The sequence below is a fragment of the Streptomyces sp. NPDC001068 genome (genome assembly GCF_042897315.1).
Lineage (GTDB): Bacteria > Actinomycetota > Actinomycetes > Streptomycetales > Streptomycetaceae > Streptomyces.
On sequence record NZ_JBIAYD010000016.1, the window covers coordinates 71,817 to 92,333 of the forward strand.

The 20,517-nt window shown below is 72.2% G+C and carries 20 protein-coding genes; 15 read left to right on the plus strand and 5 right to left on the minus strand.

Annotated features, from left to right (window positions below; all coding sequences use genetic code 11):
• Nucleotides 1-377: 377 nt before the first annotated feature.
• The 5 genes from ACFY3I_RS36990 (at nucleotide 378) to ACFY3I_RS37010 (ending at nucleotide 5,278) form a co-directional block, all read left to right on the plus strand.
• On the plus strand, nucleotides 378-1,100 hold the full coding sequence (locus ACFY3I_RS36990; protein ID WP_390865385.1) for an SRPBCC family protein: 723 nt from the start codon (nucleotides 378-380) through the stop codon (nucleotides 1,098-1,100).
• Nucleotides 1,101-1,191: 91 nt separating this feature from the next.
• Nucleotides 1,192-1,989, plus strand: coding sequence for an aldose 1-epimerase (locus ACFY3I_RS36995; RefSeq protein ID WP_390865386.1), 798 nt, complete (start codon nucleotides 1,192-1,194; stop codon nucleotides 1,987-1,989).
• 25 nt (nucleotides 1,990-2,014) lie between these two features.
• Complete coding sequence (gene pyrE / locus ACFY3I_RS37000; RefSeq protein WP_365286729.1) at nucleotides 2,015-2,563, plus strand: orotate phosphoribosyltransferase; 549 nt, start codon at nucleotides 2,015-2,017, stop codon at nucleotides 2,561-2,563.
• Between the two features lie 161 nt (nucleotides 2,564-2,724).
• Nucleotides 2,725-3,747, plus strand: a complete 1,023-nt coding sequence (gene fbaA / locus ACFY3I_RS37005) for a class II fructose-bisphosphate aldolase (protein ID WP_390865387.1) — start codon at nucleotides 2,725-2,727, stop codon at nucleotides 3,745-3,747.
• A gap of 88 nt (nucleotides 3,748-3,835) precedes the next feature.
• Nucleotides 3,836-5,278: an MFS transporter gene (locus ACFY3I_RS37010; RefSeq protein WP_390865388.1), complete on the plus strand. Its 1,443-nt coding sequence runs from the start codon at nucleotides 3,836-3,838 to the stop codon at nucleotides 5,276-5,278.
• A gap of 53 nt (nucleotides 5,279-5,331) precedes the next feature.
• Here the strand turns inward: ACFY3I_RS37010 and ACFY3I_RS37015 are convergent, their stop codons facing one another.
• Nucleotides 5,332-5,751, minus strand: coding sequence for a DUF3151 domain-containing protein (locus tag ACFY3I_RS37015; protein WP_365286723.1), 420 nt, complete (start codon nucleotides 5,749-5,751; stop codon nucleotides 5,332-5,334).
• 238 nt (nucleotides 5,752-5,989) lie between these two features.
• Between ACFY3I_RS37015 and ACFY3I_RS37020 the strand changes: the two genes are divergently transcribed.
• The 5 genes from ACFY3I_RS37020 (at nucleotide 5,990) to ACFY3I_RS37040 (ending at nucleotide 11,198) form a co-directional block, all read left to right on the plus strand.
• Nucleotides 5,990-6,835: a tryptophan 2,3-dioxygenase family protein gene (locus ACFY3I_RS37020; protein WP_365286721.1), complete on the plus strand. Its 846-nt coding sequence runs from the start codon at nucleotides 5,990-5,992 to the stop codon at nucleotides 6,833-6,835.
• Nucleotides 6,828-8,009, plus strand: a complete 1,182-nt coding sequence (kynU, locus tag ACFY3I_RS37025) for a kynureninase (RefSeq protein ID WP_390865389.1) — start codon at nucleotides 6,828-6,830, stop codon at nucleotides 8,007-8,009. Before ACFY3I_RS37020 ends, kynU begins: the two co-directional genes overlap by 8 nt.
• 192 nt (nucleotides 8,010-8,201) lie before the next feature.
• Nucleotides 8,202-9,077 (plus strand): alpha/beta hydrolase, encoded by an 876-nt coding sequence (locus tag ACFY3I_RS37030; RefSeq protein WP_390865390.1) that lies wholly within the window; start codon nucleotides 8,202-8,204, stop codon nucleotides 9,075-9,077.
• 97 nt (nucleotides 9,078-9,174) lie between these two features.
• Nucleotides 9,175-10,536: a sensor histidine kinase gene (locus ACFY3I_RS37035; RefSeq protein WP_390865391.1), complete on the plus strand. Its 1,362-nt coding sequence runs from the start codon at nucleotides 9,175-9,177 to the stop codon at nucleotides 10,534-10,536.
• Complete coding sequence (locus tag ACFY3I_RS37040) at nucleotides 10,533-11,198, plus strand: response regulator transcription factor (protein ID WP_365286713.1); 666 nt, start codon at nucleotides 10,533-10,535, stop codon at nucleotides 11,196-11,198. The genes ACFY3I_RS37035 and ACFY3I_RS37040 overlap by 4 nt, the downstream gene beginning before the upstream one ends.
• A 54-nt stretch (nucleotides 11,199-11,252) precedes the next feature.
• On the opposite strand, the gene ACFY3I_RS37045 is transcribed toward ACFY3I_RS37040, so the two are convergent.
• Nucleotides 11,253-11,798 (minus strand): GNAT family N-acetyltransferase, encoded by a 546-nt coding sequence (locus ACFY3I_RS37045; RefSeq protein WP_365286711.1) that lies wholly within the window; start codon nucleotides 11,796-11,798, stop codon nucleotides 11,253-11,255.
• A gap of 293 nt (nucleotides 11,799-12,091) precedes the next feature.
• Here ACFY3I_RS37045 and ACFY3I_RS37050 point away from each other — a divergent pair, with 293 nt between their 5' ends.
• The 3 genes from ACFY3I_RS37050 to ACFY3I_RS37060 all read left to right on the plus strand — a co-directional run bounded on the left by ACFY3I_RS37050 (nucleotide 12,092) and on the right by ACFY3I_RS37060 (nucleotide 14,828).
• Nucleotides 12,092-12,883 (plus strand): MHYT domain-containing protein, encoded by a 792-nt coding sequence (locus ACFY3I_RS37050; RefSeq protein ID WP_390865392.1) that lies wholly within the window; start codon nucleotides 12,092-12,094, stop codon nucleotides 12,881-12,883.
• A gap of 58 nt (nucleotides 12,884-12,941) precedes the next feature.
• Entirely contained in the window at nucleotides 12,942-14,147 is a 1,206-nt protein-coding gene (locus ACFY3I_RS37055; RefSeq protein ID WP_390865393.1) for a cytochrome P450, read from the plus strand.
• A gap of 87 nt (nucleotides 14,148-14,234) precedes the next feature.
• Nucleotides 14,235-14,828 carry a Uma2 family endonuclease gene (locus ACFY3I_RS37060; protein ID WP_365286706.1) on the plus strand — a complete coding sequence of 198 codons (594 nt, stop codon included), beginning with the start codon at nucleotides 14,235-14,237 and terminating at the stop codon, nucleotides 14,826-14,828.
• 10 nt (nucleotides 14,829-14,838) lie between these two features.
• Here ACFY3I_RS37060 and ACFY3I_RS37065 read toward each other — a convergent pair whose 3' ends face one another.
• Together ACFY3I_RS37065 and ACFY3I_RS37070 are read right to left on the minus strand one after the other, a co-directional pair.
• A complete protein-coding gene (locus tag ACFY3I_RS37065; protein ID WP_390865394.1) occupies nucleotides 14,839-16,407 on the minus strand; it encodes an ABC transporter permease in 1,569 nt (522 codons plus the stop codon).
• Complete coding sequence (locus ACFY3I_RS37070) at nucleotides 16,404-17,300, minus strand: ATP-binding cassette domain-containing protein (RefSeq protein ID WP_390865395.1); 897 nt, start codon at nucleotides 17,298-17,300, stop codon at nucleotides 16,404-16,406. Before ACFY3I_RS37070 ends, ACFY3I_RS37065 begins: the two co-directional genes overlap by 4 nt.
• Nucleotides 17,301-17,374: 74 nt before the next feature.
• Here ACFY3I_RS37070 and ACFY3I_RS37075 point away from each other — a divergent pair, with 74 nt between their 5' ends.
• Complete coding sequence (locus ACFY3I_RS37075) at nucleotides 17,375-17,878, plus strand: MarR family transcriptional regulator (RefSeq protein WP_365286700.1); 504 nt, start codon at nucleotides 17,375-17,377, stop codon at nucleotides 17,876-17,878.
• Nucleotides 17,879-18,071: 193 nt separating this feature from the next.
• Here the strand turns inward: ACFY3I_RS37075 and ACFY3I_RS37080 are convergent, their stop codons facing one another.
• On the minus strand, nucleotides 18,072-18,911 hold the full coding sequence (locus ACFY3I_RS37080) for a diacylglycerol kinase family protein (RefSeq protein WP_390865396.1): 840 nt from the start codon (nucleotides 18,909-18,911) through the stop codon (nucleotides 18,072-18,074).
• 197 nt (nucleotides 18,912-19,108) lie between these two features.
• On the opposite strand from ACFY3I_RS37080, the gene ACFY3I_RS37085 reads away from it, so the two are divergent.
• A complete protein-coding gene (locus ACFY3I_RS37085; protein WP_365286696.1) occupies nucleotides 19,109-20,392 on the plus strand; it encodes an adenylosuccinate synthase in 1,284 nt (427 codons plus the stop codon).
• The last annotated feature ends 125 nt before the right edge of the window (nucleotides 20,393-20,517 follow it).

The window sequence follows — 20,517 nt, forward strand, 5'->3', positions numbered from 1 at the left end:
ACGGATGCCGTCCCGTCGGGGGTCCGTGCCCCGCCGTCCTCGTGCCGCGCGGATGCCGTCCCGTCGGGGACCCGACCCCCCGGTCCCGCGCCGCGCGGTGCCGTCCCGTCGGGAGCCCGAGCCCCCCGGTCCCGCGCCGCGCGGATGCCGTCCCGTCGGGGGTCCGTGCCCCGCCGTCCTCGTGCCGCGCGGATGCCGTCCCGTCGGGGGTCCGTGCCCCGCCGTCCTCGTGCCGCGCGGATGCCGTCCCGTCGGGGACCCGCCCCCCGGTCCCGCGCCGCACGGATGCCCTCCCGTCGGGGGCTCGTGTCCCGGCGGTCCCGTGCCGTGCGTCGTGGAGGGTACGTCGGCTTGACTCCTGGGTAGGCTCAGTCGGCATGGAGCACCAGGTGTACGTCCCGGCCCCGGCCTCGCGGCTCAGGGAGGCGCTGGCCGACCCCGCGCGGGTCGCGCGGGCGCTCCCCGGCCTCCAGCAGGACGCGGGCGCCGCACCCGGCACCGGCCGCGTCAAGGTCCGTATCGGCAGTCACTCGATCACCTACCGGGGGACCCTGCGCGTCAGCGCACACGAGGACGGTTCCTACGCGGTCGACGCCGACGCCACCGAGGCGCGCGGCCCCGGCACGGTGAAGGTGGCGCTCACGCTCCGCCTCGCGGACACCGGCGAGGGCTGCGGGGTGACGGTGACCGGCACGGCCACCGCCGACGGGCGGGTCGCCGAACTGCCCCCGGAGGCGGTGGAGTCGGCGGCGACCCGGCTGCTCAACCGCTTCGTGGAGGGCCTGGGGGAGGCGTGGGCAGAGTCCCCGGCCCAACCGGAGCCGGTCTTCGAGACCGAGGTGCCGCCACCGTCCCTGGCACCCGAACCGGTCGAGGAACCGCTGCCCGAGATCTTCGCCGAGGCGGCACACGCCCGCCGCACGATGATCGGCCGCAGCGCGGAGGAGGTCGACCACGCCCCGCCCCGCGGCCGCTACGCGCCGGTCCCCGCACCGCAGACGGTGGCGGCGGCCTCGGCGCTGCGGTGGGCCGCACCGGCGGCCGCCCTGGCCCTGGCCTCGGCGATCGTGGTGACGAGGGCGCTGCGCAAGCGCCGCTGAGGTCCGCGCACGGCCTCCGCCGCGTGGGCGCGACCGTTCCCCGCCCACCCGCCCCCGAGGCGCCGCCGCCCCTTCCCAGTACTGTCGTCCCGTGAGTAACGAAGACATCACGCTGACCGCGGGCGACGCCACCCTCCACCTGCACCCCGGCAACGGCGGCCGGATCGCCGGACTGCAAGTCGGCCCCCTCGAACTCCTGCGCCAGGGTGAGCGCTTCGGCTGCTTCCCGATGGTGCCGTGGTGCGGCCGTATCCGGGACGGCCGCTTCCGGGACGGCCCCGACATCGTCCAGATGCCGCTCAACTCCCCGCCGCACGCCATCCACGGCACCGCCCGCGACGGCGCCTGGCGCATCGCCCGCCGCTCCGCGGACGAGGCCGTGATCACGTGCGAACTCGGCGACCCCTGGCCGCACCCCGGCCGCGTCACGCACGACGTGCGGCTCACCGCGGACTCGCTGACGCTGACCATGTCCGTGGAGACGTACGACGACTCCTTCCCGGCGCAGATCGGCTGGCACCCCTGGTTCAACCGCAACCTCGGCGGCGAGCACGCCCAGGACGCCCGGATCGACTTCACCCCGGCCTGGCAGGAGGAGCGCGGCGCGGACCACCTGCCCACCGGCAACCGCGTCGATCCCCGGCCCGGTCCCTGGGACGACTGCTTCGGCATGCCCGACGGCGTCGACGTCACCCTCACCTGGCCGGGACAGCTGGAGTTGAAGGTGGCCAGCCGCGAACAGTGGGTCGTGGTCTACGACGAGCAGGAGGCGGCCGTGTGCGTGGAGCCGCAGACCGGTCCGCCGAACGGCCTCAACACGCTTCCGCGTCTCGTCACCCCGCTGGAGCCGCTGGAAGCCACGACCACCTGGACCTGGCGCCGCCTGTGAGCGTGTCGCCTCTAAGCTGGTCGGCATGACGGACGTGCGCGCTGAGCTGCTGCAACAGATCAAGGACAAGGCCGTGGTGCACGGCAGGGTGACCCTGTCGTCGGGGCTGGAGGCGGACTACTACGTCGACCTCCGCCGCGTCACCCTCGACGGCACCGCCGCCCCGCTGGTCGGCCAGGTGCTGCTCGACCTCACCGACGGCCTGGAGTACGACGCCGTCGGCGGCCTCACCATGGGCGCCGACCCGGTCGCCGGCGCGATGCTGCACGCGGCCGCCGCGCGCGGGCGCCGCCTCGACGCCTTCGTCGTCCGCAAGGCGGCGAAGGCGCACGGTCTGCAGCGCCGGGTGGAGGGGCCGGAGATCAGGGGCCGGCGCGTCCTGGTCGTGGAGGACACCTCCACCACCGGCGGCTCCCCGCTCGCCGCCGTGGAGGCGGTGCGCGAGGCCGGTGCCGAGGTCGTCGCCGTGGCGACCATCGTCGACCGGGCCACCGGCGCCGACGAGAAGATCCGCGAGGGCGCGGGTGTGCCCTACCTGTTCGCCTTCTCGAAGGATGAACTGGGTCTGGACTGACACCCGGTCGACGGGTGGGATTGACACGGATCCCACCGACGCCCGGAGCATCGGTGCATGTCTGGAAAGATGGGGACGACGATGACGTCGTGCCTCAAGGTCTAGGTCAGGGCCGTAGAGAAACCGCAGTACGCCGACCCGCACACCCAAGGAGCGGACAGATGCCCATCGCAACCCCCGAGGTCTACAACGAGATGCTCGACCGGGCGAAGGCAGGCAAGTTCGCCTACCCGGCCATCAACGTCACCTCGTCCCAGACTCTGAACGCTGCGCTGCGCGGCTTCGCGGAGGCGGAGAGCGACGGCATCGTCCAGATCTCCACCGGTGGTGCCGAGTTCCTCGGCGGCCAGTACAGCAAGGACATGGTGACCGGCGCGGTCGCGCTCGCCGAGTTCGCGCACGTCATCGCCGAGAAGTACCCGGTCAACATCGCGCTGCACACCGACCACTGCCCGAAGGACAAGCTCGACGCCTACGTGCGTCCGCTGATCACGATCTCCAGGAAGCGCGTCGAGGCCGGCCTGACCCCGCTGTTCCAGTCGCACATGTGGGACGGCTCCGCCGAGACCCTCGGGGACAACCTGGCGATCGCGCAGGAGCTGCTGGAGCAGGCCCGCGCGGCCAACATCATCCTCGAGGTCGAGATCACCCCGACCGGCGGCGAGGAGGACGGCGTCTCGCACGAGATCAACGACTCCCTCTACACCACCGTCGAGGACGCGATCCGCACCGCCGAGGCCCTGGGCCTGGGCGAGAAGGGCCGCTACCTGCTCGCCGCCTCCTTCGGCAACGTGCACGGCGTGTACAAGCCGGGCAACGTCGTGCTCCGCCCGGAGCTGCTGAAGGAGCTGGCCGACGGCGTGGCCGCGAAGTTCGGCAAGGCGTCGCCGTTCGACTTCGTCTTCCACGGCGGCTCCGGCTCCACCGAGCAGGAGATCGCCACCGCGCTGGAGAACGGCGTCGTGAAGATGAACCTGGACACCGACACCCAGTACGCCTTCACCCGTCCGGTCGCCGACCACATGTTCAAGAACTACGACGGTGTCCTGAAGGTCGACGGCGAGGTCGGCTCCAAGAAGACCTACGACCCCCGCACCTGGGGCAAGCTGGCCGAGGCGGGCATGGCGGCGCGCGTCGTCGAGGCCACGCAGCACCTGCGCTCGGCGGGCAACAAGATCAAGTAAGGCGTTCGCGTGTCCGTCGTACTACGGACACGTCGCGTTTTCGGCGGACCCGGTGCTACAGCACCGGGTCCGCTGTATACCTGGAACCATGCCTGACGTACGGCTGGCCTCCGCACAGGGCAAGTGGATCCTGTTCACCACCGTCCTCGGCTCGAGCATGGCGCTGCTGGACTCGACCGTCGTCAATGTCGCGCTGCCCCGCATCGGCCGTGACCTGGACACCAGCCTCTCGGCCCTGCAGTGGACGGTCAACGCGTACCTGCTGACGCTGGCCGGCCTGATCCTGCTCGGCGGCTCGCTGGGCGACCAGTTCGGCCGCCGGAAGATCTTCGTGCTCGGCGTCGTCTGGTTCGCCGCCGCCTCGCTGCTGTGCGGCCTGGCGCCGAACGACATCGTCCTGATCGCCGCCCGCGCCCTCCAGGGCATCGGCGGGGCCCTGCTCACCCCGGGGTCCCTCGCCCTCATCCAGGCCTCCTTCCATCCCGACGACCGGGCGAAGGCGGTGGGCCTGTGGTCCGGCTTCGGCGGCATCGGCGCGGCCGTCGGCCCGTTCCTGGGCGGCTGGCTGGTGGACGGTCCCGGCTGGCGCTGGGTGTTCCTGCTGAACGTCCCGCTGGCCCTGCTCTGCGTCCCGGTCGCCCTGCGCCACGTCCCGGAGTCCACCGACGGCCGGGCCCACGGCAGGTTCGACGTGCTCGGCGCGGTACTGGCCGCGCTCACCCTCGGGTTCGTGACCTACGCGCTGATCGAGGCCGGCACCACGTCGCTGCTCGCCCTCGCGGGCCTCGCCACCGGTGTGGCCTTCGTGTTCGTCGAGAAGCGCCGCCAGGACCCGATGCTGCCGCTGGACATCTTCGGCTCCCGCCAGTTCACCGCGCTGAACGTGGTCACCCTGTGCGTGTACGGGGCGTTCGGCGGCTACTTCTTCCTGACCGCGCTCCAACTCCAGGTGGTGGCGGGCTACTCGGCGCTGGCCGCCGGCACCGCCCTGTTGCCCTCGACCGTCCTGATGCTGCTCTTCTCGGCACGCTCGGGCGCGCTGGCCGACCGGATCGGGCCACGGCTGCCGCTCACCGTCGGACCCCTGCTGTGCGCCACGGCGATGATGCTGATGCTCCGGGTGGGCGAGCACGCGAACTACCTGACGGACGTCTTCCCGGCGGTCGTGGTCATGGGCGCCGGCATGGTCACCCTGGTGGCCCCGCTGACCGCCTCGGTCCTCGCCTCCGTGGACACGGCCAGGGCGGGTATCGCCAGCGGCATCAACAACGCGGCGGCGCGTGCGGCCAGCCTGATCGCGGTGGCGGCCCTGCCGCTGCTCGCCGGTATGGGCCCGGAGGCCTACCGGTCGGCGGTGAGGTTCGACGCGGCCTTCGACCGGGCGATGCCGATCTGCGCGGGGGTGCTGGTGGCCGGCTCGGCCCTGGCGTTCGCGCTGGTCCGCAAACCGGCTCCGGGCTGCGTCCGCCCGGAGTGCCGCACCCACGGGAACGTCGTCGCGCCCCCACTGGAGGCGGAGGGCCGGCCCTAGGCCGGCCGGGCGCCCGACCGCGCGCCCGGCTGCCCGCCCGACCGCCGCGGTGGCTAGCCCGCGAGTTCCGCGTACGCCTCCGCGCTGCTGTCCTTGAGGAACTGCCGGCACCGCTCGTACTCGTCCTGTTCGCCGATCTCGCCCGCGGCCCGGCCGAGCGCGGCCAGGCAGCGCAGGAAGCCGCGGTTGGCCCGGTGGTCCCACGGCACGGGGCCGTGGCCCTTCCAGCCGGCCCGGCGCAGGGCGTCCAGCCCGCGGTGGTAACCGGTGCGCGCGTAGGCGTACGACTCGATGACCGCGCCGCGCTCGAACGCGTCGTCGGCGAGCATCGCCCAGGCCGGCGAGAAGGTCGGGAACCTCGCCGCCACCTCGGCCGGGGCCAGCTTCTCCTCGCCGAGCAGGCGGTACGCCTCCTCGTTCTCGGGCAGGTAGGTCGGCTCCGGGCCGCCGAGCAGGTTCTTGTGCGTCGTCATGGCGCCAGTCTGCCACCGCGGCCGCCGGTGCCCGCGTCCCGCCGCCGGCCGCGCGGTGCGGACCGCGGTGGTCCGGCCGGGTGAACGGGGCCGGTGGCCGCCGGTGTGGCACGTCCGGCAGCGGGCGGGGCTTGCCGGGTGCGGGTTACGTTGCGGAAGATGCGGGTGGGGACCGGGGCCCCCGTGTCGAGAACGGCAGGGGCGGACCGCTACCCGGAGTACACAACAGGAGACAGCGATGTCCCGTCAGGCTCAGCCGCACGAGGCTTCGGAGCCCGAGACCCCGCATCTTGACTTCGCCGGCACGACGCCGTACGAGGACTACGTCAAGGCGGACGTGCTCACCCACCTCCAGCACACCCTCTCCGACGATCCCGGAGAGATGGTCTTCCTGGTCACGACCCAGGTCATGGAGCTGTGGTTCACCGTCATCGTCCACGAGTGGGAGACGGCCTCGGCGGCGCTGCGCGGTGACGACATTCCCACCGCGATCGCCGCGCTGAAGCGTTCCACCCGGGAACTGGAGGCGCTGAACGCCTCCTGGCGGCCGCTCGGCCAGCTCACCCCCGCCCAGTTCAACTCCTACCGCTCCGCCCTCGGCGAGGGCTCCGGCTTCCAGTCGGCGATGTACCGGCGGATGGAGTTCCTGCTCGGCGAGAAGTCCACGTCCATGCTGGTCCCGCACCGCGGCGCGCCCCGCGTCCACGCGGAACTGGAGAAGGCCCTGCACGAGCCGAGCCTGTACGACGAGGTGGTGCGGCTGCTCGCGCGCCGCGGACACCCCGTGCCGGACGCGGTGCTGCACCGTGACGTGTCCGGGCGGTACGACCCCTCGGACGCGGTCGAGGCCGCCTGGACGGCCGTCTACTCGGGTGACGGGGACGCCGACCTCGCCCGTCTCGGCGAGGCGCTCACCGATGTCGCCGAACTGGTCTGGCGCTGGCGCAACGACCACCTGGTCGCCACCCGCCGCGCGATGGGCGCCAAGCCCGGCACCGGCGGTTCGGCCGGCGTCGCCTGGCTGGAGAAGCGGGCCCGCAAGAACGTGTTCCCCGAGCTGTGGACGGCGAGGTCCCATGTCTGAGCTGCCCCTGCGCGCGGAGAAGCTGGACGCGGCGGACGAGCTGGCCGGGGTGCGCTCCCGGTTCGTCCTCGACGAGGTGGTGTACCTGGACGGCAACTCGCTGGGCGCCCTGCCCGCGCACGTGCCCGGCCGGGTCGAGGACGTCGTGCGACGGCAGTGGGGCGAGCTGCGCATCCGGTCCTGGGACGAGAGCGGCTGGTGGACGGCGCCGGAGCGGATCGGCGACCGGATCGCCCCGCTGGTCGGCGCCGCCGCCGGACAGATCGTGGTCGGCGACTCCACCAGCGTCAACGTCTTCAAGGCCCTGGTCGGTGCGGTACGGCTGGCGGGGGAGGGGCGCGACGAGATCCTCGTGGACGCGACGACCTTCCCCACCGACGGCTACATCGCCGAGTCGGCGGCCCGGCTGACGGGCCGGGTGCTGCGGCCGGTGACCCCGGCGGAGGTGCCCGCCGCGCTGGGCGACCGCACCGCCGCCGTGCTGCTGAACCACGTCGACTACCGCACGGGCCGGCTGCACGATCTCCCCGGCCTTACCGGCGCGGTCCACGCGGCCGGCGCCGTGGCCGTCTGGGACCTGTGCCACAGCGCGGGCGCGCTGCCGGTCGGCCTCGACGAGCACGGGGTCGACCTGGCGGTCGGCTGCACCTACAAGTTCCTGAACGGCGGTCCGGGCGCACCGGCGTTCCTGTACGTCCGCGGCGACCTCCAGGACCGATTCGACTCCCCGCTGCCCGGCTGGAACTCGCACGCCGAGCCGTTCGGGATGCGCTCGGAGTACGAACCGGCCCCGGGCGCGGTGCGCGGCCGCGTCGGCACCCCGGACATCCTCTCCATGCTGGCCCTGGAGGCGGCGCTGGAGGTCTGGGACGGGGTGTCGGTGGCCGCCGTGCGCGCCAAGTCCCTGGCGCTGACGGACTTCTTCCTGGAGTGCGTCGAGGCGTACCTGCCGGCGGGCCGCGTCGAGTGCGTGACCCCGGTGCGGCACGAGGAGCGCGGCAGCCAGATCGCGCTGCGCTGCCCGGACGCCGGGGACGTGATGAGGCGGCTGATCGAGCGCGGCGTGGTGGGGGACTTCCGCCATCCCGACGTGCTCCGTTTCGGCTTCACCCCGCTCTACGTCGGTTTCGCGGACGCGGAACGGGCGGCGCGGGTGCTGGCGGAGGCCGTCTAGGACCCTCGGGCGAGTCGACAAGCGGATACGGCGACCCGGCCGGGAAGGGCCGGGACGGTACAGAACCGTTTAATCCTCACCGTGCGTGACATCCACGTGTCGCCGCACGTCACCGGCCTGATACCGTCCCGGCCAACGGCCGAGTTCCCCACCTGGTCCGCCAATGTGATTACGCCGCTGAGAGGTTGGAGCATGCCGGACGACGCCGCAGCACAACGGGCCGCAGCCGAGGAGGAGTCGGCCTTCTCGCACCCGCACGTCGCGCCCGACGCCACGGCGGCCTACGGCGACCACCCCGACCAGGTGATCGACTTCTACGTCCCGCGCGGTGGCGAGACCGTGGCCCCGCTGGTCGTGACCCTGCACGGAGGCGCGTGGCGGACCCCGTACGACCGCGGCCACCTCACCCCCTTCGCCGACTTCCTGGCCCGGCGCGGCTTCGCGGTGGCCAACGTCGAGTACCGGCGCGGTGCGACGGATCCCGCGCCGGGCGACTCGGGGCCGGTGGCCGGCCGTTGGCCGGACACGTTCGACGACATCGCGGCCGCGCTGGACGCCCTGCCCGCGCTGGCCCGCGAGGCGCTGCCCCAGGCGGACCTGCGCCGCACCGTCCTCACCGGCCACTCGGCCGGCGGCCACCTGGCGCTGTGGGCGGCGGCCCGGCACGTCCTGCCGCAGGACGCCCCCTGGCGGACGTCCGGCCCGGCGGCGCTGCGGGGCGTGGTGGCGCTGGCCCCGATCGCCGACTTCGCGATGGCGGAGAAGCTGGAGGTCTGCGGCCACGCGGCACTCCAACTCCTCGGCGGGAGCCACGAGTTCACCGACCGCCAGCGTTATGCCGACCCGGCGCTGCTGCTGCCGACCGGCATCGCGACCACCCTGGTCCAGGGCCGCACGGACGACGTCGTCCCGCAGGCGGTCGCCGAGTCCTACGCGGACGCGTCGGCGAAGGCGGGCGAGGTGGTGGGCCTGACCCTGCTGGAGGACGTGGGCCACTTCCCGCTGATCGACCCGGCGGCGGACGCCTGCGCGGTGGTGGCGGAGGAGATCGCCCAACTGGCCTGGTGAGGCCCGTGGCCGGTGGCCGTAGTACCTGAGACGGATGCCCGGGAACCCGTCTCACAGGTGACGACGGCGGTCCCGGCCGCCGCATAACGTCGTGTACGTGACCGAGACGACCCACGCACAGGCGATGCCGCCGGAACCGCCGGACGGTGCCTTCGAGCCGTACAAACCGCGCAGCCCGGAGGTCCGGGCCGCGCTGGACGCCCTGGGCAGGCTGCGGCGGGACCTGTTCCAGGACGCCTTCGCCTACCGCCCGCTGCCCCCGCTGAGCGGCGAAGGGCGGCTCCGCCGCCTGTCCGCGCGCACGCGGCGGTACGCGGTGTGGGCCCCGCACATCGTGGTGGCCGCCGCGGGCGGGTTGGCCCTGCTGGTGGCCGTCGCGGACCGTTCGCCGGGATCGGCCGGGGCGCTGCCGGCCGGGCTGGTCGCGCTGGCCCCGGTCCTGCTCACCCTGGCGCGCCCGGTGGCCGCCTTCTGGCTGTCGCTCGTCGCGACCTGGCTGGGCACCCTGCTGAGCAGCTCCTGGGACGACTGGCCGTGGACCGCGGGCAACTTCATCTCCCACCTGGTGGTGCTCACCGTCGTCGCGGCCCGCACCCGTCCGCGCACGGCGGCCTGGATGTGGGTGATCACCGCGTTCTACGGCTTCTCCTTCGTCTCGGCCCTCGGCTGGAACCACTACAGCAACGACGTCGGCCCGATGCTGGTCGTCTCGGCGATAGCCCTGCTGACCGTCGGCATCCGGCAGATCCGCCGGGAGGCCGAACAGACGGTGACCGCCCAGCAGTCGGAGACCGCGCACGAACGGTCCCGGCGCACGCTCCTCGAGGAGCGGACCACCATCGCCCGCGAACTGCACGACGTGGTGGCGCACCACATGTCCGTGGTCGCCATCCAGGCGGAGGCGGCCCCCTACCGGGTGGAGAACCCGCCGCCTGAGCTGGAGAAGGCGTTCGTCACCATCCGGGAGAACGCGGTGGCGGCCCTCACCGAGCTGCGCCGCGTCCTCGGTGTGGTCCGCGCCGAGGACGACGCGGCCCCCGACGCCCCCCAGCCGACCCTCGCCGACCTGGACGCACTGCTCGCCAACGTGCGGGAGGCGGGCCTGAGCGTCGACAAGGGGGTGACCGGCGCGGTCCGCGAACTCCCGCAGGGCGTCGAGCTGTCGGCGTACCGGATCGTCCAGGAGGCGCTCAGCAACACCCTGCGCCACGCGCCGGGAGCGAGTGCCCGCGTCGAGATCGGCTACGTGATCGGCGGTCTGGGGCTCCGTGTCGTCAACGGGCCACCGCCCCGGCCGGCCCTTCTCGAACCCTCTCCCGGCGCCGGACACGGCATCACGGGCATGCGGGAGCGCGTGTCGATGCTGAACGGCGCGATGACGGCGGCCCCGACGGGCGACGGCGGCTACGAGGTGACGGTCTTCCTGCCGGTCGCCCCTCCCGCGGAGGACGAGGCATGACCGTCCGGGTGCTGATCGCCGACGACCAGATGATGGTGCGCGAGGGTTTCTCGGTGCTGCTGAACGCGATGCCGGACATCGAGGTCGTCGGCGAGGCGGTCAACGGCCGTGAGGCGGTGGACCGGGTCCGTGAACTCGCCCCGGACGTGGTCCTGATGGACATCCGGATGCCGGAGCTGAACGGCATCGAGGCGACCCGGGAGATCGTGGCCCTCGACGGCACGGCCAAGGTCCTGGTACTGACCACCTTCGATCTGGACGAGTACGTGTACCAGGCCCTGCGCGCCGGTGCCTCCGGGTTCCTCCTGAAGGACGCCTCCGCCCGGCAACTGGCCGACGGAGTCCGGATCGTGGCGGCGGGCGAGGCCCTGCTCGCGCCCACGGTCACCAGGCGTCTGATCACGGAGTTCGCCAAGCTCTCCGGCACCCCGAGGCTGATGCCCACGGCCCACGCGGCCTACGGCGACCTCACCGACCGCGAGACGGAGGTCCTGGTCCTCATCGCCCAGGGCCTGTCGAACGCGGAGATGGCCGGACGCCTGGTGGTGGCCGAGTCGACCATCAAGACCCATGTCAGCCGCATCCTGGTGAAGCTGGGCCTGCGGGACCGCACACAGGCCGCCGTCTTCGCCTACGAGGCCCGGCTGGTGACCCCGGGCTGAGGGCTGTCGTGGTGCGGCCCCCGGGCCAGGGGGTGTCGCGGTGCTGCCCCCGGGTCAGGGAGTGTCGCGGTGCGGCCGGGCGAGCCGGTAGAGCACGCTGGGGCGCAGGGGCCCGGGCGGCGCGGTGGGATCGTCGAAGTCGTCGGCGGGGTTCCGGGTCATGCCGATCCGCCGCATGACCGCCCGCGAACGGAGGTTGGCGGCGGTGGTGACGGCGAGGATCTCGGGCAGCGCGAGGGCGTCGAAGCCGTGGGCCAGCACGGCGAGCGCGGCCTCGGTGGCGTAGCCCCGGCCCCAGGCCGGACGGGCCAGCCGCCAGCCGATCTCCACTCCGGTGAACGGCATGCCGTCGTCCACGGCGTCCAGGCCGGCGAAGCCGATGAACCCGCCCGTCGCCCGCACCTCGACCGCCCACCACCCGTAGCCCCGCCGGTCGAACTCGGCCCGGAACGCGGCCACGGAGGCGTCGCTCTGTTCGCGGGTGAGTGGATCGCCCAGGTGCTCGCGGACCTCGGGATCGGCGTTCATCTCCGCCCACGGCCCGAGGTCGGAATCACGCCAGTGGCGCAGGACGAGGCGGTCGGTGCCCAGTTCGGTCATGCCGCCCAGCCAAGGGGATCCCGCCTGCCGGGGGCAATCCGATTTCGCCGTCCCCCGCGGGTTCTCCGGGCCGCGCCGGGGTGCACATGCCACCAGCAAGGTCGTTGTTGCGATTCGATCGCAAGGGGTACGGGTGTGGACACGGAGCGATGGTGTTGTGTTTGAATGGTGAAGGAATCGGCCAGGTGGCTTGTTCCCGCCTCCTGTTGCCCTCCCCCCATTCCTCCACTTCTGCCGAATCGTTTCTGCAGAAGTGTCGTCGTCCCCGTTTCGCGCGAGGAAAGTTGCCCGCGATGACCGCTGACGTGTCCGAATTCCACTATGGCCTGGTAACCCCGATAGTCGCCTACCTGATGGCGTTTCTCGGCTCCGTGCTGGCCCTGCGCTGCACCACCCGCTCGATGGGCCGCCGCCGCGGTGAGAAAAGGCTGGGCTGGCTCGCCCTCGGGGCGGTCTCCCTGGGCTGCGGCATCTGGACCATGCACTTCATCGCGATGATCGGGTTCAGCGTCGACGGCACGGGGGTGAGCTACGACGCGGGCAGGACGCTGCTGAGCCTCGTCGTCGCCATCCTGGTGGTCGCCGGAGGCGTCTTCCTGGTCGGCTACCGGGGCTCCGGCCCCGCCACCCTGGCAACCGCGGGCATCGTCACCGGTCTCGGGGTGGCGGCCATGCACTACCTCGGCATGAGCGCGATGCACACCGGCGGGACCGTGGAATACGACACCACGGTCGTCGTCCTCTCCGTGGTGATCGCCGTCATCGCAGCGACCGCCGCGCTCTGGGCCGCGGTGTCGATCAGCGCCGTCTGGGCGACCGTCGGAGCCGGCCTCGTGATGGGTGCGGCCGTGTCCACCATGCACTACACCGGCATGGCCGCGGTGAGCGTGCACGTCTCGCAGATGCAGACGGGCGGCCAGTCCTCGACGAGCCTGCTGTCCTTCCTCCTGATCATGCTGGCCGGCCCGGTCATGGCCCTGGTCCTGGCCGGAGCGATCGTCATGTTCGACCCGGAGGTCGTGGGCGGCCAGCGCGGCCTGTACCCCACCGAACAGCCGCAGTCCCTGGCACCCCAGGGCCGCTGAACCCGGCTCACCCGGACACCCCTGGTCAGAAGGGTGGGCGGCGGTCTAACGTCCGTCCATGGCAGCCTTCGACCCCTGGGACCCGGACTTCCTCGCCGACCCGTACCCCGCCTACGCCGAGCTCCGGTCCCGGGGCCGGGTGCGGTACTACGAGCCCACCGACCAGTGGCTGGTCCCGCACCACGCCGACGTCTCGGCGCTGCTGCGGGACCGGCGGCTGGGGCGGACGTACCAGCACCGGTTCAGCCACGAGGAGTTCGGGCGCACCGCACCGCCGCCGGAGCACGAGCCGTTCCACACGCTCAACGACCACGGCATGCTGGATCTCGAGCCCCCGGACCACACCCGCATCCGCCGCCTGGTGTCGAAGGCGTTCACCCCGCGCACGGTCGAGCGGCTCAAGCCGTACGTGGCGGGACTCGCGGGTGAGCTGGTCGACGGCCTGGTCGAGCGGGGCGGCGGCGATCTGCTCGCCGACGTCGCGGAACCGCTCCCCGTCGCCGTCATCGCCGAGATGCTGGGCATCCCGGAGGCGGACCGGGCCCCGCTGCGGCCCTGGTCGGCCGACATCTGCGGCATGTACGAGCTGAACCCCTCCGAGGACACGGCCGCCCGGGCCGTCAGGGCGTCGGTGGAGTTCTCCGACTACCTGCACGGGCTGATCGCCGCGCGGCGCGCGGAACCGGGCGAGGACCTGATCTCCGGGCTGATCGCCGCGCACGACGAGGGCGACCGGCTCACCGAGCAGGAGATGATCTCCACCGCCGTGCTGCTGCTCAACGCCGGCCACGAGGCGACCGTCAACGCCACGGTCAACGGCTGGTACGCCCTCTTCCGCAACCCCGCCCAGCTCGCCGCCCTGCGCGCCGACCACTCCCTGGTCCCCACGGCCGTCGAGGAGTTGATGCGCTACGACACCCCGCTCCAGCTCTTCGAGCGCTGGGTGCTGGACGAGATCGAGATCGACGGCACCACGATCCCGAGGGGCGCCGAGATCGCGATGCTCTTCGGCTCCGCCAACCACGACCCGGACGTGTTCGACCACCCCGGGGAACTCGACCTGACCCGACGCGACAACCCGCACATCTCCTTCAGCGCCGGCATCCACTACTGCATCGGCGCCCCGCTGGCCCGCATCGAGCTGGCGGCCTCGATGACGGCCCTGCTGGCGAAGGCCCCGACGCTGACCCTGGCGGCGGAGCCGAAGCGGAAGCCGAACTTCGTGATCCGGGGGTTGGAAGGCTTGAGTGTCCGCGTCGAGTGATCACCCGTTCGGCTGATCACTGACCGATTCCGACGGCCGATCACGAGTGACGGGTCAAGCTGGTGCTTGCCTGCGAAGGGAGGCACTATGACGGTTATGGCAGAGCGCACCTCGTCCCAGATGTCGGTGGACGTGTTCGATCGGATCGCTGAATTCGCCGAGCGCGTGGACGACGCCGTCAGGCTCGAATTCATCGACGGGCGGATCGGGGTCAAGAAGGTGACGAACGGCGACCACGGATCGATCATCATGTGGTTGATCCGCCAATGCATGCAGGCTCGGCCGGAGCTCGATCTCAATCCGACGCAGGGTCTGAAGGTGGAGGCATATCGCCGGGGCCGGGCCCGGCCCGATGCTGTCCTCGCACCCGTGGGGCACTTCGCGGGGCAGGGGGACTGGGCCGATACCCGTGGGGTGTTGATGGTCGTGGAGGTCACGTCGTACGACTCGGACACCCACAACCGGGACCGGGTGGAGAAACCCCGCGCCTACGCCGAGGCGGGTATCCCGGTCTACTTGCTCATCGACCGGGACAACCTGTCGGTCCTCGTGCACAGCAACCCGGACCCGGAGGACGGGTACCAGGACATCCACGTGGTGAAGCTCGGGGGCAAGGTCAGTCTCCCCGATCCCGTCGGTATCGCCCTCGGCACCGAGGAACTCAAGCAGTACGTCGACTGAAGGTCTGCTGTCAGGCGGTCACGTCCCGGCGTCGAAGTGCCGCCAGTCCGAGGGAGGCCGGCAGCGCAGCCGCCCCCAGCAGACTCAGCACCGGCCCCCACTCCATCCCCCCGCCCGGCAGCTTCGGCAGGTGGCCGAAGGGGGAGAGGTCCAGGACGATCCGGGGCGCGTTGAGGGCCGGGCCCACCCAGCCGATCAGCAGGACCGCCACCGCCACTCCCCAGGCCGTCGGGGCCAGTCGGGGCGCGACCCCGTACAGCAGCAGCGCCAGGGCGCCGATCACCCAGACCGCCGGCAGCTGCACCAGGCAGGCGCCGAGAACCGGGCCGACCTCCTTGCCGTAGCCGACCGCGAAGCCCAGTCCGGCCAGCAGCATGATCAGGGCCGATCCGCCGAGGGCGACCGTGAGGTGACCGGCCGCCCAGCGCAGCCGTCCCACCGGGGCGGCGAGCAGGGGTTCGGCGCGACCGGAGGTCTCCTCCGCGTGCAGCCGGAGCACGGACGACACCATGTACAGCGCCGCGACCAGGCCCAGCATGCCGGTCATCGAGGCCAGGAACGCGTCGGTGAGCGCGCCGTGCCCGCCCATCCGCTCGAAGATCTCCCGGGCGTTGTCGTTCTCCCCGACCAGGTCGGCCGCGTCCTGCGCCAGCCCGCCGAAGACGACGCCCGACACGAAGAAGCCGAGCGACCAGCCGAGCAGCCCGCCCCGCTGGAGCCGCCAGGCGAGCGCGGCGGCCGAGCCGAGGGCCCCGGTGGCCGGGCCCGGACGGGCCGGGAAGAAGCCCATCCCCAGGTCACGGCGGCCGGCCAGGACGTAGGCCACCCCGGCCTGCACCAGCACCGCGGCCGTGAAGAGCCCCAGTACCCACCAGCGTTCGCCGCCGAAGGGCCGGAGGTTCTCCAGCCAGCCCAGCGGCGACAGCCAGGTCAGCGGTGACGATCCGTCGCGGCTCGCCGAGTCGCCCGCCGCGCGCAGCACGAAGGCCGCGCCCAGTACCGCCGACGTGAGGCCACGGGCCGGCCGCGCGCTTTCCGTCAGCTGCGCCACGACCGCCGCCGTCGTGGCGAAGACCATGCCGACGGCGCCGAGGCCGAGCCCGAGGGACAGCGCTCCGGCACCGCCCTGCGGGGCAAGACCCACGGCGACGACCAGGGCCAGCACGGCGTTGGCGGCCCCCGCCGCCAGCAGCGCCGCCGTCAGCGCCGCCCGGCGGCCCACCGCGCCGGACGCCAGCAGTTCCGCCCGGCCGGTCTCCTCCTCCTCGCGGGTGTGGCGTACGACGACGAGCAGGCCGGTGACGGCCGCCAGGACACCGGCGTACACGCCGACCCGCCATGCGGTCAGACCGCCGAGCGAGGTGTCGTGGAGCGGGCCTATCAGTGCCCGGAAGGAGGCGTTGGTCTGCAACTGGCGGACCAGGTCGGTGCGTTCGGACTCCGTGCCGTACAGGGTCTTCAGCGTGTTCGGCATGGAGAGGACCATCAGCGCGTTCACCGCGATCCAGACCGGAGTGGTCACGCGGTCGCGGCGCAGCGCGAGGCGCAGGAGTGTGCCGGTGCCGCTGAGGGTCGTCATCGGGTGACCGCCTCGTCCGCGTAGTGGCGGAGGAAGAGTTCCTCCAGGGTCGGGGGCGTGGAGGTCAGGGAGCGGACGCCGGTCTGGGCCAACGAGCCCAGCACGGCGGTGAGTTGCTCGGTGTCCACCTGGAGGCGGACCCGGTGGCCCTGCACGTCGAGGCCGTGGACGCCGGGGAGGCGGGCCAGCCCGTTCGGCGGCCCGGCGAGTTCCGCGGTCACGCTGGTCCGGGTGAGATGACGCAGGTCGGTGAGTGAACCGGACTCGACCGTACGGCCGTTGCGGATGATGCTGACGCGGTCGCAGAGTTCCTCCACCTCGCTGAGGATGTGCGAGGAAAGCAGGACCGTGCGGCCCCGGTCGCGCTCCTCCTCGACGCAGCGCTGGAAGACCTCCTCCATCAGCGGGTCCAGGCCGGAGGTCGGCTCGTCCAGGATCAGCAGGTCCACGTCCGACGCGAACGCGGCGACCAGGGCGACCTTCTGCCGGTTGCCCTTGGAGTAGGTACGGCCCTTCTTCGTCGGGTCGAGCTCGAAACGGTCGAGCAGGTCGGCCCGGCGGCGGGCGTCGAGGCCGCCGCGCAGGCGGCCGTAGAGGTCGATGACCTCGCCGCCCGAGAGGTTGCGCCACAGGGTCACGTCCCCGGGGACGTAGGCGATCCGGCGGTGCACCGCCACGGCGTCCTTCCAGGGGTCGCGGCCGAGGATGCGGGCGGCGCCCGAGTCGGGCCGCAGCAGGCCGAGCAGGATCCGGATGGCGGTGGACTTCCCGGCGCCGTTGGGGCCGAGGAAGCCGTGCACCTCGCCGGCCTCGACGTCCAGGTCGAGGCCGGCCAGGGCCCGGGTGCGGCCGAAGGACTTGTGGAGCCCGGCGACCGTGATTGCCTTCGTCATGGTTCAGAACGTACGCTTCCTTCAGAAATTTGTGAAGTTAAGGAAGAACGGAAACCCCGGCTAGGCTGGTGACCATGACCACGGATGCGGCGGGACGCGATCAGGAGGCCGTCTCGAAGTTCGTCGAGAGCTTCGCGGCCCAGCTCGTCGAGGCCGGGATGCAGCGCATGCCGGCCCGGATCTTCGCGGCCCTGCTGTCGTCCGACCCGGGCACCATGACCTCGGCGGAACTGGGGGAGCAGCTGCAGGTCAGCCCGGCCGCGGTGTCCGGCGGAGTGCGGTACCTGGCCCAGCAGCACATGATCGCCCGCGAGCGCGAGCCGGGCTCCCGGCGGGAGCGGTACCGGGTGCACAGCGACCAGTGGTACGAGGCCCTGACCAGTCGGGAAGCCGTGATCAAGCGGTGGGAGGGGGCGCTGCGGGAGGGCGTGACCAGCCTCGGCGCGGACTCCCCGGCGGGCCGCCGGATGGCCGAGACGCTCGCGTTCTTCGAGTTCGTGGACGAGGAGATCGCCCGGATGATGGAGCGCTGGCGGGTCCACCGCGCGGAACGGTTCGGCACCGAGCAGCCCCGCTAGGGGCACGAGGAACTGCGGGCCCAGCCCACCACGAGCCCCGTCAGGGGCGCGGGGAACTGCGCGACCGGCCCACCACCGGGCCGCAGGTGCGTACGTACCCGCGGGAGCGTCGTGGCTGGGCGGCCCTGACCCGGTTACCACGAACCCCGTCAGGGGCGCGAGGGAGCCGCGTGACCGGTCCGTGGAGCCGGCGCTACGAACCGCCCGGCACCGTGAGGCCCCAGGCGTCCTCGACCACCCGCCAGGTCCGTCGCCGCACCGGTCCGGTCACGCCCACGTCGGCCCGGTACCGGAAGTCCGCGCCCGTCACCGTCACCGTCCGTCCGGTGGCCCGTACCGGCGTCGCCTCCGCGCCCACCGACGCCGGACGCACCTCCACCTCGGCCAGCCCGTCGAGGCCTCCCGGGGTCACGGAGATCCCCTCCACCGGCTGGTCCAGGTCCACCACCGTCTCCCCGTCGACCTCGACCCGCAGCCGCGTCGGCCCGGGGCGGGGCCCGGCCGGTGCCGGGCGGGCGGACAGGGACCGTACGAGCGTCTGGTAGGGCCGCAGCCACCCCCGCGCGGCGGCCGGCTCCCCGGCCTCCGCCACCGCCGCCAGCGGCGGGATGCGCAGCGCGCCCAGCACCACCCCGTCGCTGTCGTCGACCAGCAGGTCCATGCGCCGCTCCACGCCGTCCAGGACCGTCCGTGCCGCGGCCACCGCACCCGTGGGCACCCCCAGCGCGTGCGCGACGCCCAGCGCGCCGCCCACGGGGACCATGGACAGCACACATCCGGCCAGCTCGCGCTGCCGGTGCAGAAAGGTCACCGCACGGATCAGCGCGCCGTCGTCGCCCACCACCACCGGCCGTCGCGACCCCCTGCGAGCCAGTACCCGGGCGAATTCCTCGGGGCTCTCCGGCAGACACACCTTCGTGGTCGCACCCGCGCTGAGCACGTCTTTCGCGATCCGTACGGATTCGCCGTCCGTCTGCCGTGCCGCCGGATCGATGATCACCAGCAGCTGATCGGACGTCGCGAAAGTCGCCACCTCGGTCGTGCCTCGCTTCCTCGGGTAGCATCACTGTGCAAGAGCCCCTTGCGCTGTTGCGCCAGGGGCTTCGTCTATTCCGGGGCATCCGGTCCGACGGTTGTGCGGCCAACGACGGTCGCGGTGGTACGCGGCGACGAACCTTACGCGTACGCCCCTGACCTTGGACATGCCCCGCCCGGAAGGGGTGTACGCGCGTGCCCGCACTTGTGCTGCTCGGTGCTCAGTGGGGTGACGAAGGCAAGGGAAAGGCGACGGATCTGCTAGGCGGCTCCGTCGACTACGTGGTGCGATACCAGGGTGGCAACAACGCCGGCCACACGGTCGTCGTCGGCGACCAGAAGTATGCGCTCCACCTCCTTCCTTCCGGAATCCTCTCGCCTACTTGTGTTCCGGTCATCGGCAACGGCGTCGTCGTCGACCCGTCGGTCCTGCTCTCCGAGCTGAGCGGTCTGAACGAGCGTGGCGTCGACACGTCAAAGCTCATGATCAGCGGCAACGCGCACATCATCACGCCGTACAACGTGACCGTCGACAAGGTGACGGAACGCTTCCTCGGCAAGCGCAAGATCGGCACGACCGGCCGCGGCATCGGCCCCACCTACGCGGACAAGATCAACCGCGTCGGCATCCGGGTCCAGGACCTCTACGACGAGTCGATCCTGACCCAGAAGGTCGAGGCTGCCCTCGACGTCAAGAACCAGATGCTCACCAAGCTCTACAACCGGCGCGCGATCGCCGTGGAGCAGGTCGTCGAGGAGCTGCTGACCTACGCGGACAAGCTCGCCCCGTACGTCGCCGACACGGTCCTGATCCTCAACCAGGCCCTTGAGCAGGACAAGGTCGTCCTCTTCGAGGGCGGCCAGGGCACGCTCCTGGACATCGACCACGGCACGTACCCCTTCGTCACCTCGTCCAACCCGACGGCCGGCGGCGCCTGCACCGGCTCCGGCGTGGGCCCGACGAAGATCAGCCGGGTCATCGGCATCCTCAAGGCGTACACGACCCGCGTCGGCGCCGGTCCGTTCCCGACCGAGCTGTTCGACGAGGACGGCGAGGCGCTGCGCCGGATCGGCGGCGAGCGCGGTGTCACCACCGGCCGCGACCGCCGCTGCGGCTGGTTCGACGCGGTGATCGCCCGCTACGCGACCCGGGTGAACGGCCTGACCGACTTCTTCCTCACCAAGCTGGACGTCCTCACCGGCTGGGAGCAGATCCCGGTCTGCGTCGCCTACGAGATCGACGGCAAGCGCGTCGAGGAACTCCCGTACTCGCAGACCGACTTCCACCACGCGAAGCCGGTCTACGAGACGCTGCCCGGCTGGTCCGAGGACATCACCAAGGCCAAGTCCTTCTCGGACCTGCCGAAGAACGCCCAGAACTACGTCAAGGCGCTGGAGGAGATGTCCGGCGCCCCGATCTCCGCGATCGGCGTGGGCCCGGGCCGCAACGAGACGATCGAGATCAACTCGTTCCTGTAATGAGCCGCCTGGCAGCTCGACTTGGGCCGGTCTTGGGAATCCTTGACCGGCCCTTGGGCTGTCCGTGGTTACGCCGGTAACGGGTGAGGGTCAGCATCTACGCGGGTAGCCCGCCGCCTCCCGCA